Consider the following 12,565-nt stretch of genomic DNA (forward strand, 5'->3'; position numbering starts at 1 on the left):
ACGATCTTCCTCTCCCCACCCGCCCAGGTCACAAGATGATAGCCATTGCCTGACTCATCTCATCCTGACGGATAGGGAACGCCGACGCCGGAGCCGGTGGCCAGGCCCGACGTCGACCCATCACTCGATCATGACCGATCGACGGCCGCTGGACACCGGACTCTGCCAATGCAGCAGAGCCCTCACGGGGTCGTGGTCTGTTGGATTCTGCGGATGGCCAGGGCAAGCTGCAGACGTAGCCGGCCGGCGGGCTCGCGGACGGGCCATCCGAGGGCGGCCTCGGCCTGTGAGAGGCGGGCCTGCAGGGTGGAATGGTGCACGTTCAGGAGTCGGGCGGCGTGGCGCAGGCTGTCGGCGCGGGCCAGAGCATCGAGAGTCGTCAGCATCCAGGTCGTCGTCGCACCGGCGTGTGCCAGCGTCTGAACGTCGGGTACCGGGCCTGCGTCGAGATCGACGGCGCGGACGAGCAGCGCGAGACTGCCCAGCTCGTCGGCGTACACCACGCGCGGTCCCGGGTCCGTGGCGTTGCCTTCGGCGGTCAGCCGCAACGCCAGCCGGGCGCCGTCCCAGGAGGAGGGCAGGTCGGCGATCGGCACCGCGCAGCCGACCCCGGCGCACATCGTGGTGGGCGCCTCGGCGTCATGGGCGATGACGCGCGCGGACCCGTCCCGCAGTGCGACCACGCGGGCCCTGGCAGGTAACCCCAGCCGACAGGCGATGCTCACTCGGTCGGCGGTGGCGACTCGGGAGTCGAGGACAAGCTCCAGCGCGGTGGAGTGGTCGAACATGCCTCGTCCGCCGCTGTGGTCGAGCGCTGCCCGCACGGCGGTCGCGGCGCGTTCCAGCACCACGGCCTGGAGGGTGCTGACGGGTCGGGGCGCCTCGAGCCAGAGCGAGTCGCCCGCCCGGTTGACCGATACGCAGGGCCAGCCAGGATCCGGGTCGCCCGAAGGCGGCTCGGCGCTGCGATCGGGTAAAGCCCGCACGAATACCAGCCGTGTCGGGTCGGACAACCGGACCGGACAGCCGGAGAGCTCCGCCGCGCTGGCCACGACCGTCCGCACGTCGGCCCGCTTGGCCACCATGAGATCAAAATGACTGATCACCTGAACGGCTACGGCCGCCTCGGCATCCAGGTCGGCGAGTCGTACGGCGAGCTCTCTCATCCCACCATGGTGTCGCCACCCCGCTGGACAGACCAGCCCATGGCCCGCGTGTGATCTGCCGGTCCGCCCGGGCAGTCCTCCCTGGCGGCCATGACGGTTCGGACGCCGCCTGGCGGAGGCAACCCGTCGGATGGCGGCTGGTATCGGACGATGGTGTCTCGCAGACTCCTCCTGACGAGTACGGAGATGGCGGCCTGTCGTGGTCGCAGGTTTCGGCGAAGGAGAGCCACCATGAGCGAGCCGACCCAGGTTCCGGTTCCGACGAGTGTCAGTGAGGCCGCGCGCCAGTTTCTGGCGATACCGGCGGCTGGTCCGTGGAGCTACCCGGCGCTCGATGACGTGCAGGGCTGGCTGGGTTTCGTCGAGTCGGTGGATTCCACTGTGCGCGAGCGGCTCACCGGCTTCGATTTCCCGGTGGCGGTGGAGGACACCGAGATCGCCGGTGTGCGCGCCTACGTCATCGCCCTGCCGGGTACGGACGCCGAGACAACACCGATCTATCTGGACCTTCACGGCGGTGCGCTGATCCTGGGAGGCGGCGAGCTGTGTCGGACGATGAACTCGGTGACGGCCATGACCAACGGAATGATCACCTGGGGGGTGGACTACCGGATGCCGCCCCTGCATCCCTATCCGGCCGCCCTCGACGACTGTCTCGCGGTGTACCGGGAGGCGCTGAAGCAGCGGGATCCTTCGGAGATCTTCGTGGGTGGCGGTTCCGCGGGCGGGAACCTGGCAGTGGCCCTGCTGGTCCGCGCGAGGCAGGAAGGGCTGCCCATGCCCGCGGCCCTGGTGCTGCTGACTCCGGAGGTCGATCTCACCGAGTCGGGGGACACCTTCCACACCAACCGCGAGTTCGACAACGTCCTGAGCAGCCTCCGCGAGGTGAATCTGCTGTACGCGGACGGACACGACCTGGCCGACCCGTTGCTGTCGCCGCTGTTCGCCGACCTCACCGGGTTCCCACCCACCTTCCTGCAGTCCGGCACCCGTGACCTGTTCCTGTCCAACACCGTGCGACTGCACCGCCGGCTACGCGCCGTCGGTGTCGACGCCGAACTGCATGTCTTCGAGGCCATGCCACACGGCGGGTTCGGCGGTGCCAGCCCGGAGGATCTCGACCTGAGAGCCGAGATGCGCAGGTTCCTCGACCGCCATCGCAACCCGCGCTGACTCGGGCGCCGTCGATCGGGCGGCCATGTGCGGATGGCCGCCCGCTTCGACAAACGTCAGGACGATGGCGGGTTACCCGTGTGAGGCGGTGGCCTGGGGCACGGTGGGTTGGCTGGTGGGATGGGTGAGGGCGGTGGCGATCAGGGTGCTGAGGGCGGCGGTGCCGGTCGCGTTGGGGTGGTAGGGCGTGCCGGTCGCGTTCGAGCCGTCGATCCAGCGGTCGGCGGCGGGGGCGCAGACATCGTGTTCGGCGCTGGCGGTGTAGGCGTCGATGAGGGTGATGTGGGCGTCGGTGGCGGCGAGGCGGGAGGTGTTCTGCAGGGTGGCGCCGATGCCCGCGAGCGTCACGCTGTCGGCGGTGGAGATGACGTTGCCGGGGCAGGTCTTCGGCGGGTCCGGGAACACCCGTGGGTAGGTGACCAGATAGATGCGTGCCTGCGGGGCCTTGGCCTTGATCGCGGCGAACAGTGCGGTGAAGGTGGTGCGTAGCTTCGCCGCGGCGGTCTTGGTGTCCTGCGGGGTGGGCAGGCTGGTGCAGGGTTTGCCGGTGCCGGCCGCGTTCGCGCAGATCAGGGTGCTGAGGGAGTAGGCGAGGTCGTTGCCGCCGGCGGTGATGGTGACCAGTCGGGTGTCCGCGGTGAGCCCGGCGATCTGGACGGGATGGTCGCCCTGGGGGGTGCTGAGCAGGTTCTGGACGGTCGCGCCGCCACAGGTGACGTCGACGAGGTCGAGGTGGAGCCGGCTGGCGAGCAGGTGGGGGTAGTTCCTGGCGGAGCGCAGGCATCCCGTGCTGATGTCGGCGCCGATGCCGGTGCCGGCGGCGAAGGAACTGCCCATCGCGACGTAACGACCCGTGATCGGGGTGGCCGATGCGGCGGGTGTGGCGGTGTTCGGCGCGGCGGACGGAGTCGGGGAGTCCGAGTTCGAGCTGCAGCCGGCCGCCGCGAGTGCTCCGGCGAGTCCGAGAGCGAGTAACCGGGCCTTGGTTGATGGACGCATCGGTACTACTCCTCCGGGCCGCCCGTGTGACGGCACTGGCATGGTGATCGACATCTGGACAGATAGGCGAGCAATGCTCGCATAGAGGGTCGGCGTAGTATCCGAGCAACGCTCGTGTAGGTCAAGGTGCTCGTGCGGGTCAGGGTGTCTGTGGGTGGTGACGTGCGGAACTCGACACGGCCGGCGGCCGATGGTTCGGGTGCCGGCGCTCACCGGCCGGGCTCGACGGGCTGGTGGGCCGACCGAGTTGGCGTGGCGGCGCGGCGCAGACCCCGCACGGGTGGGCTCTCGACGCAGCGGATCGTGCGGGCGGCTATCGAGGTGCTCGACGAGCGCGGCTTCGAGGCGCTGACCGTGCGTGCGGTCGCCGACCGGCTCGACACCAGCAGCGGTGCCCTCTACCAGCACATCGCCAGCCGCGACGAGCTGATCGTGCTGATCGCCGATCACTACCTCGGGCAGGCGCGACTGCAAGCGGGCAGTGGCATGGACTGGCGTACAGGCGTCGAGGAGCTGATGCGCGAGATGCGGCGCGTCCTGCTGGAGGCGCCGCTGCCCCCGTCGGCCTCGACCGACCGGGCGATCTGGGGGCCCGGCACGCTCCGGATCGTCGACGCCGCCCTCGGCCTGTTCCTGGCCGCCGGACTGACCAACGACCAGGCCGGTTTCGCAACGGCCGCGATCATCGACTTCGTCTTCGGCGCGGTCGCGATCCAGCGCGGCAGCGGCGGTCGCGGACCGCACGGAGCCGGCGACGCCGACGACATCAGCGCGTTTCTGAACACCCTGCCGCCCGATCAGTACCTGGCGCTGCGCACCGCTGGTCCGGCCTTCCTCGCCGCCAGCGCCGAAAGTGTTTTCACCCAGGGCATGGCACTCGTTCTCGACGGCGTGACCAGCCGCTTCTTCGACTGAGCCTGACCTCGCCGTTGTATGAGCAGGAGGCGACGGGCTCGTTTCATGCGAAACGACCAGTTCGGCCGGGCTGGATAGTGAGACCAGACGAGCGTCGTCGTCTCCGCGCAGGACCCCGTCCTACCGTTCGGATGCCGCCCGTTCGGGTGCCGCGCGGAGCTGGTCACCCGGACGGTGCGGGGCCTCGGCGCTGGCGGGGCACAAGGAGTCGCCGCAGGATCCGGACCGACAGGTCGGGGTAGTGGCGGGGCAGCAGACGCACCGCGAGGTCGGTGAGTCTGGCGTCGTTGCCGACGAGGACGCGTCCCCGGTTTGCCTCGACGCCTCGGACAATGATGTCGGCCGCCCGCTCCGGGGGAAGCCGGAGAAACCTCTCGTTGTAGAACGCGGTCCGCTGGACGCGGTCCTCGGTGATCTCCTCGCCGCGCTCGCGGGCCCGCTCCAGCGCGGCGTTGGCGATGTTGGTCCGCACTCCGCCAGGGTGCACGACGGTGACCCGCACGGGCAGGTTGGCCGCCAGCATTTCGATGCGCAGCGTCTCGGTGAAACCCCGTACCCCGAACTTCGAGGTGCAGTAGGGGCCCAGCTCGCCCTGGGCCATGAAGCCGTTGAGGCTGGAGATGTTGATGAGGTGACCGTCGCCCGAGGCGATCAGGTGGGGTAGAAACGCCTTCGTGCCGTGTAGCACACCCCAGAGATTGACCGCCAGCACCCGCTCGAACACGGCCCAGTCGGTCTCCAGGATCGTGCCACTGATGCCGGCGATCCCGGCGTTGTTGTAGAGCTGGTGCACGACCCCGAAATGCGCGCGGACCTCGCCCGCATATGTCTCGACGTCGGCGCGGTCGCTGACGTCAAGGTGGCGGGCCTGCACCTCGGTGCCGGTCGCGGCGACCAGGTCCACGGTCTCGGCCAGGCCGGTGGCGTTGACGTCGGCCAGCGCCAGCCGCGCGCCCCGGTCGGCAAGGCCCAGGGCGAGGGCGCGGCCGATGCCCGAGGCGGCGCCGGTGACGACGGCGACCTTGTCCGCGATGGTGGTCACGACGCTGCTCCTGCGCGCTGACGGGAACGGGACAACCGCAGTTCGTCGTCCGCCACCGGCAGGTGCCGCAGGAGCCTGACGTCGCCGAGGTAGTCGAACGAGGTGAGCCAGGGCTTGCGGTTGCCCTGCCGGGGCAGCTCGTCGAGAACGCGTTGGATGTAGCCGGCGCCGAAGTCGAGGAACGGACGGGTCCCCAGCGCCGGGTCGGCGGCCACCGGGCAGGCCGTGTCGTAGCCGTGCGCGTCCATGTGCGTCAGCAGCCGGCAGAAGTGCTCGCACAACAGGCCGATCTTGAGCGTCCAGGAGGAGGTGGTGTAGCCGACCATGTAGGCGAGGTTCGGCACTCCCGAAAGCATGAGGCCCTTGTAGGCGACCGTGCTCGACAGTCGCACGGGCTCGCCGTCGACGGTCAGCGGCACACCACCGAACGCCTGCACGTTCAGCCCGGTCGCGGTCACGATGACATCCGCCGCCAGCTCCCGTCCGGAGGCCAGCTGCACACCCTTCTCGGTGAAGGTGGTGACGCGGTCCGTGACGACCGAGACCGCACCCCGGCTGATCGCCGTGAACAGGTCGCCGCCCGGAGCGAAACACAGCCGCTGGTCCCAGGGGTCGTACGGCGGACTGAAGTGTTCGTCGACCGGATAGCCCGCCGGCAGCATCCTGACGTTCAGCCGGCGGATGAGTCGCCGGGCGGTTTTGGGAAAACGCCGGCAGAACCGCCAGATCGCCTGCTGGCGAAAGATGTAGAGAGCACGGGCGAGCAGGTGGGCACGCTTCTCGCCGAACATCCGGCGCAGACGGATGACCAGCACATCCCTGGACGGTGTCGCCAGAATGTAGGTCGGCGTCCGCTGCAGCATGGTGACGTGCGCCGCGGTGTCGGCCAGCGCCGGAACCAGCGTCACCGCCGTCGCGCCACTGCCGATCACCACGATCCGCCGGCCGGTGACGTCGAGATCGGCCGGCCAGTGCTGGGGGTGGATGATCTGCCCGCGGAAGCGATCGCGCCCGTCGAAGCACGGGGTGAAACCCTCGTCGTAGCGGTAGTAGCCGGTGGCGCACAGCAACCAGGAACAGGTCAGCGCCGAGCGGGCACCGGACTCGGTGTTCACCACCTCGACGGTCCAGCGGGCGTCCGGCGACGACCACGACGCGCTGACGACCTTCGTGTGGTAGCGGATGTCGCGCTCGATGCCGAACTCGCGGGCGGTCTCGTGCAGGTAGGTCAGGATCTGATCGCCGTCGGCGAGAAACCGCTCGCCCCGCCACGGCTTGAACGCATAGCCGAAGGTGTGCAGGTCGGAGTCCGACCGGATGCCCGGGTAGCGGAACAGGTCCCAGGTGCCGCCGAGCGCGCCGCGTGCCTCCAGGATCGCGTGGCTGCGCTGCGGATGCTCCCGCCGCAGGTAGTACGCGGCCCCGAGGCCGGAGATACCCGCCCCGACGATGAGGACGTCGAGGTGCTCGAGTTGGGCGGCGACAGACGGCACGCGGGCACCCCCAGGCGAAAGTCCAGGACAGATTAGGCTCAGATGCTGCTACCGCCCGGGGCCGCCCGCCAGGTACATCCTGCACCTCCCTGGTATTCCTGCGGTGCGGTATGCACCATCTCGCCCTAGGCTGAGGTGATGGTGATCTCCTGGGCCACGCCGTCCGAGCAGGTTCGGGAGCTTATGCGGCGCGGTGCCGAGCTGGTGCTGCATCTCCCGCCCGCCTGGCTGGACGAGCTCGACGCGGCGACCCTCTCGGGTCCACACGGCCAGCAGATCGCCGCGGATCCCGTCCTTGCGGCCGCCATCCGGCGGGCCAACCGCTCGAACCTGCTGCACTGGGCGGCGGCGAACATCCGTGCTCCGGGCCAGCGCGTGCCGGCCAACCTTGCGGAGGTGCCCCTCGGGATCGCCCGTGACCTGGTTCGCCGCGGCCTGGGCGACACAATGCTGGACGCCTACCGATCGGGCCAGAGCGTCGCGCTGCGACACTGGATCGAGATCGTCTTCTCTCTCACCTCCGACCCGCAGGAACTGCAAGCCGTGTTGGACGTGTCCTGCCAGTCGATCGCCGCCTTCGTCGAGGACACGATCGCTGCGGTCGCCGCCCAGATCGCCCGGGAGCGCGCCGCCCTGACCCAGGGAACCCACGCCGAGCGTCGCGAGGCGGTCACCCTGCTGCTGGACGGCGCACCCCTGTCCCCACGACGTGCCGAGCAGCGGCTCGGCTACCGTCTCACCGGCGCGCACACCGCGGCCGTCGTCTGGAACGACGACCCCGACACCGACCTCGGTGCGCTCGACCGGGCCGCCGACCTGCTCGCCACGGCTGCCGGGGACCCCCAACCGCTGACCGTGCTCGCCAGCGCGGCGACCCGCTGGGTCTGGGTGCACGGCACACCGGACCTGGTCCAGCTACGAGCCGCGGCCACCGATCTGCCGGCCGTGCGCATCGCGATCGGCCCATGCCGACCGGACCTCGACGGATTCCGGCGCAGCCACCTCGATGCCCTCACCGTCCAGCGGATCCTCGCCCGACTCGCCTCGCCCCAGCAGATCGCCACCCACTCGGACATCGAACTCGTCGCCCTGTGCACCACCGACGGCGAACGCGCCGCCCGGTTCGTGAGCGGCGCCCTCGGCGATCTGGAGACCGCCGCGCCCGAACTGCGCGACGCGGTACGCGCCTTCCTCGCCACCGGGTGCAACGCCACCGCCGCCGCGGCCCGGCTCTACCTGCATCGCAACACCCTGCTGCGCCGCCTGGCCCGCGCCGAACGGCTGCTGCCGACACCGCTGTCCGACAACCTCCTGCCGGTCGGCGTCGCCCTGGAGATCCATCAGTGGCGCGGCACCGCGCCCCGACCTGGCCAGGGGAATCCCATCTCCGCGCCGGACACGGGTATCCGGCGGATCACGCGGTCGGCGTCCGCCGGAGCCCCCGAATGCAACAGCGCCGGCCGCTCGCGACCGTGAACCCGAAGGATGCGATAGGCCCAGCTACTGATGGTGGTAGCGGCAGGAGATGATCGTGATCTGGCCGGGCTCGACCGCATAGACCAGGCGCTGTTCGTCGTCGATCCGTCGCGAGCGCAGCCCGGCGAGGTTGTTGCGCAGCAGCTCGGGTCTGCCGATCCCCTGCCCTTCTGGATCGCGTTTGATATCCGCGATCAGGGCGTTGATGCGCTTCAGGGCCCTGCGGTCCTGACCCTGCCAGTACAGGTAGTCGTCCCAGGCATGGTCCACCTGCTCGCACTCCTCTGACCTGCTGGTTTGGGTTTCTTACCCTGTCCCCGGTCGGGCCCGTCAGGCCCGGATCATCCCTGGTGCCCAGAGGGTGCCCGCAACGCTGCGCACGAGGCGCCGCCTTCGCCACGCGGTCCGCGTCGCCTACACCTTGGCTGGGGGTGTGGCTGCTGCTGGACCGCCATGGCTGGTCATGTCAGCTGTCCGCCCACCGCCGGGCGATCGAACGCGACGACAGCGCGGTCGAGGCGCTGGCCACGGCTGGGTGAGTGCCGTGCTGCCCGTCCACGCCCCGGACCTGAACCCGACCGAGGGAGCATGGCCCCCACTCGCACGCACCGCCCTGGTGCATTTGGCCGCCTGCGGCCTCGACGAGGTCTGCCAGGCGGTCAGGCGCGGACTGAAACGCTCCAAAGCTCAGTACTGACGTCCGCAGGATCGGACGGTGCCGAGCTCCCGACGCATCCGCCCGGCCGACACTGACGTCGACACGTGTTGATGCCGACGTCAGTGTCGGCCGGGTGGATCGGACGTGCGGGATCCGAGTAGTGGGAGCAGGCCGAGGCGCGCTCTCGACCATCGCCACCAGCACGTCGTCACCGCTGCCGCCAGCTGCTCGTAGGCCGAGGGCGGAGCTATGCCGTCTGGGCGACGTTGACATCGATGTCAACCAAGGTCTAACGTGATCTGCATGGCGGATGCTGCTTCTGTGCCGATCTTTGACGGCGACAATCACATGTACGAGACCCGTGAGGCGTTCGTCAAGTTCCTGCCCGACCGCTACAAGAGTGCGATCCAGTACGTCGACATCGGTCGCCGTACCAAGATCATGGTTCGGAACACGGTCAGTGACTACATCCCGAACCCGACGTTCGACGTTGTTGCCCGTCCGGGTGCGGAGGAGGACTTCTACCGCAACGGCAACCCGGATGGCAAGAGCCGCCGGGAGATCTTCGGCGAACCGATCCGCGCGATCCCCGCGTTCCGCGCGCCCGGGCCACGGCTCGAGGCCATGAACGAGTATGGCGTCGACCGCACCCTGATGTTCCCGACGCTCGCCAGCCTGCTCGAGGAGCGGATGCGCGACGACCCGGAGATGACCCACACCGTCATCCACGCCTTCAACGAGTGGATGTACGAGACCTGGCAGTTCAACTACGAGGACCGCATCTTTTCCACGCCCGTCATCACCCTGCCGATCGTGGACCGGGCGATCGAGGAGCTGGAGTGGGCGGTCGCGCGTGGCGCGAAGGCCATCCTGATCCGTCCGGCGCCGGTGCCCGGCTACCGCGGCTCGCGGTCGTTCGCGCTGCCGGAGTTCGACCCGTTCTGGGCCAAGGTCGTCGAGCACGACATCTTCGTGGCGATGCACGGCTCGGACTCGGGCTACGCCCGGTTCTCCGCCGAGTGGCAGGGCGAGCAGTCCGAGATGCAGCCGTTCCAGATGGAGGCGCTCCCGATGCTCTGGGCCCTGCGGCCGGCAGCGGACGCGGTGGCCGCGCTTGCGTGTCACGGCGTGCTGCACCGGTTCCCGCAGCTCAAGATTGCCATTGTCGAGCTGGGCGGCAGGTGGCTCGAACCGCTGCTCAAGGACCTGTCCTACGTCTACAAGAAGATGCCGCAGGGCTTTGCCGAGAACCCGGTCGACGCCCTTCGCCGCAACCTCTACCTCTGCCCGTTCTGGGAGGAGAACTACGACTACCTCGGCGGCCTGATCGGCAAGGATCACGTCCTGTTCGGTTCGGACTGGCCGCACCCGGAGGGTTTGGCGAAGCCGCGTTCCTACATTGACGACCTGAACGCCCTGGGTCTGCCCGACGAGGAGATCGCCGGCTACATGGGTGGGAACCTGGCGAAGCTGATGAACATCGGCGCCTCGATCAGCTGACGAGTCCCGACCGACTCGCGGAGGGCGCCGGACTGCCGGGCTGGCGGTCGGATCGTGGCGGCCGCCAGGGCCGGAGCACAGGTGGGTCGGCGCAGGCGGACAGGTGGCGAAGGTGGCGTCCGGCCCACCGTGGTCCGCGTCGATCGGCGCCACCGACCTGGCAGCATGGAGCAATCGACTCACGCATCGGACGCTCCGATGGTCATCGCCGCCGGCAGGGAGCCCTCTGATGCCAAGCCAGACCCGATCGCTACAGGCAACACAGACCAGAACGAAACTGCTGGTGGCGGCGAAACAGGCGTTCGAGGAGTCCGGTTATCTGCCGACCCGCGTCGCCGACATCGTGAAGCGGGCCGGTCTGGCCCACGGTTCCTTCTACCACTACTTCGACTCGAAGGAAGACATCTTCCGCGAGCTCGCCGCCGTGGCCGACGCCCAGCTGAACGCCCCGATGCAGCAGATCATCCTCGACCCGAACTCGGACATGTCGCCGACGGAACGTATTCGCAAGTCGACGTATCGCTATCTGGATGCCTACCGTCGTGAGGCGCGGCTGCTCGGCGTCATCGAGGAGGTCTCCCGGTACGACGAGTACCTGCGCGAGGCACGTGACAAGCGCGTCCGACACCACCTCGAGGAGCTCACCGAGTCGATCCGCAAGCTACAGGGCCGCGGGCTGGCCGACCCCACGCTCGACCCGCGGCTGGTGAGCGCCGTCCTGGGCTCGATCACCGCCCGCTTCCCGGAGGTGTGGCTGGTCCAGAACCTGGTGGAGTGCAGCCTCGACGAGGCGGTCGAGTACATCACGAAGGTCTTCGTCAACACGCTGCGCCTGGAGCCCTGACCCCGGGACGAGGCGTCACCGCCGCGGCGGTGGGTTGTGGAGCGTAGCCTGTCCTGGATCACGGCCCACCGCCGTCATGCCCGCGACTACGAAGGCCGCTGCGGCCAGGTCAGGTGGGCGTGGTGAAGGCCGTGACCGTCGCCTCGTCAGGCGCGCTCGGCGTGCAGCCAATGGGTGAACGTCGACATCGTGCGATCGAAACCGGGATGGTCCGGTGTGTTCAGGTGTCCGTGCGCGGTGCCGGGCTCCATGCCGAGATCGACCGACACTCCGTGCCGGCGGAGATCGGCAGCGAAGGCCTCACCGGAGGGGCGTAGCCCGTCTCGGTCGCCGGTGACGATGACCGTCGCAGGGAGGGCTCGGCCTCCGGCCGCAACGACGCGTGCCTGATCGTTGCCAGGCACTGCCGCCAGGCCGCCTCGTGGGCGGCCTCCGGAGTGATGGCACCGCCAAGGGCCGCGGCCATGTGCCAGAACGACGAGGCGAACAGATCGCGGTGCAGGTAGAACGGCCGGGTCGCGAATTCCCGATAAGCGAGACCCATCCCCTGCCGGTAGCCACGCCGCAGGTCGACGTCCGACGCCGCGACCTGGGCCACCTCCGCGGCATAGCGGAGTTGTGCCAGGTGTACGTCGCGGAGCGCGCGGTCGCTGAACAGGGTGCCGGCGAGGTCGAACAGCACGGCGCGGATGGATGGTGCCGCAGTCGTCTCAGCCAAGGCCCACCGCCATCCGCTGCTCCCGCCACTTCTTCTCCGCCGTCGGCCGCTAGCGCATCCCGTGCACGCCGCCGCGCTCCTCAGCCCGGGCCACTAAATAACGTCGTTGTTATATGCCTGCGGGCCGTCGTCATGTCGACGGGCCGGCGCCGTCGAGGAGTGGCGTCCGGTCCGTCGCGACGTCAAGCCGCGCGCCGACGGCTCGGTGGCGGCGACTTCCGCCCACGGCCCGTCACGCAGGTCCATGCTCGCCCTCTGAGCGTGGTCGTGTCGTAGCACAGCGCGCGGTTCATACCCTCGGCCTGGAGCGACCGTCGGCAGACTGCCGCGCGCGACTCGAACCAACGATTTGGGACGCAATGACCGAGAAGCGACCTCCCAACCGAGAGGCCGCCGACGACAAGCTGGAGTCGGCCAGTGCCCGCACGCAGCGATCGACGATCGAAATCATGCAACCCTGAATAGGTCGGCAGCGCTATCGCTCGCCTCGCGGGCACGATTTGGCGATCGCGGTAGGGACCGCCCTTGCGGGCGGCCCCCCGCACAGATCCCAGCGTGCGGGACTACCGCACTGGGCTCCT

General features: G+C 69.3%; 11 protein-coding genes. 5 read left to right on the forward strand and 6 right to left on the reverse strand.

Annotation, left to right across the window (positions count from 1 at the left end; translation table 11 throughout):
• Positions 1-182: 182 nt before the first annotated feature.
• A complete protein-coding gene (locus MXD60_RS27260; protein WP_248822558.1) occupies positions 183-1,166 on the reverse strand; it encodes a helix-turn-helix domain-containing protein in 984 nt (327 codons plus the stop codon).
• 231 nt (positions 1,167-1,397) lie between these two features.
• Here MXD60_RS27260 and MXD60_RS27265 point away from each other — a divergent pair, with 231 nt between their 5' ends.
• Positions 1,398-2,339 (forward strand): alpha/beta hydrolase, encoded by a 942-nt coding sequence (locus tag MXD60_RS27265; protein ID WP_248822559.1) that lies wholly within the window; start codon positions 1,398-1,400, stop codon positions 2,337-2,339.
• A 72-nt stretch (positions 2,340-2,411) separates the two neighbouring features.
• On the opposite strand, the gene MXD60_RS27270 is transcribed toward MXD60_RS27265, so the two are convergent.
• Positions 2,412-3,338, reverse strand: coding sequence for an SGNH/GDSL hydrolase family protein (locus MXD60_RS27270; protein WP_283099078.1), 927 nt, complete (start codon positions 3,336-3,338; stop codon positions 2,412-2,414).
• 303 nt (positions 3,339-3,641) lie between these two features.
• Between MXD60_RS27270 and MXD60_RS27275 the strand changes: the two genes are divergently transcribed.
• Positions 3,642-4,253, forward strand: coding sequence for a TetR/AcrR family transcriptional regulator (locus MXD60_RS27275; RefSeq protein WP_248822560.1), 612 nt, complete (start codon positions 3,642-3,644; stop codon positions 4,251-4,253).
• A gap of 163 nt (positions 4,254-4,416) precedes the next feature.
• Here the strand turns inward: MXD60_RS27275 and MXD60_RS27280 are convergent, their stop codons facing one another.
• Both MXD60_RS27280 and MXD60_RS27285 read right to left on the reverse strand, forming a co-directional pair.
• Positions 4,417-5,295 (reverse strand): SDR family NAD(P)-dependent oxidoreductase, encoded by an 879-nt coding sequence (locus MXD60_RS27280; RefSeq protein WP_248822561.1) that lies wholly within the window; start codon positions 5,293-5,295, stop codon positions 4,417-4,419.
• The gene (locus tag MXD60_RS27285; protein WP_248822562.1) at positions 5,292-6,788 is read right to left on the reverse strand and encodes a flavin-containing monooxygenase; all 1,497 of its coding nucleotides are present in this window, start codon (positions 6,786-6,788) and stop codon (positions 5,292-5,294) included. The genes MXD60_RS27280 and MXD60_RS27285 overlap by 4 nt, the downstream gene beginning before the upstream one ends.
• 138 nt (positions 6,789-6,926) lie before the next feature.
• On the opposite strand from MXD60_RS27285, the gene MXD60_RS27290 reads away from it, so the two are divergent.
• A complete protein-coding gene (locus MXD60_RS27290; protein ID WP_248822563.1) occupies positions 6,927-8,264 on the forward strand; it encodes a PucR family transcriptional regulator in 1,338 nt (445 codons plus the stop codon).
• Positions 8,265-8,288: 24 nt separating this feature from the next.
• On the opposite strand, the gene MXD60_RS27295 is transcribed toward MXD60_RS27290, so the two are convergent.
• Positions 8,289-8,534: a Txe/YoeB family addiction module toxin gene (locus MXD60_RS27295; RefSeq protein ID WP_248822564.1), complete on the reverse strand. Its 246-nt coding sequence runs from the start codon at positions 8,532-8,534 to the stop codon at positions 8,289-8,291.
• A gap of 691 nt (positions 8,535-9,225) precedes the next feature.
• Here MXD60_RS27295 and MXD60_RS27300 point away from each other — a divergent pair.
• Positions 9,226-10,422, forward strand: coding sequence for an amidohydrolase family protein (locus tag MXD60_RS27300; protein WP_248822565.1), 1,197 nt, complete (start codon positions 9,226-9,228; stop codon positions 10,420-10,422).
• A gap of 283 nt (positions 10,423-10,705) precedes the next feature.
• Positions 10,706-11,266 (forward strand): TetR/AcrR family transcriptional regulator, encoded by a 561-nt coding sequence (locus MXD60_RS27305; RefSeq protein WP_248822566.1) that lies wholly within the window; start codon positions 10,706-10,708, stop codon positions 11,264-11,266.
• A gap of 146 nt (positions 11,267-11,412) precedes the next feature.
• Here the strand turns inward: MXD60_RS27305 and MXD60_RS30165 are convergent, their stop codons facing one another.
• Complete coding sequence (locus MXD60_RS30165; RefSeq protein ID WP_368861292.1) at positions 11,413-11,670, reverse strand: alpha/beta hydrolase; 258 nt, start codon at positions 11,668-11,670, stop codon at positions 11,413-11,415.
• Between the last annotated feature and the right edge of the window lie 895 nt (positions 11,671-12,565).

This window comes from Frankia sp. AgB32 (assembly GCF_023243045.1).
Lineage (GTDB): Bacteria > Actinomycetota > Actinomycetes > Frankiales > Frankiaceae > Frankia.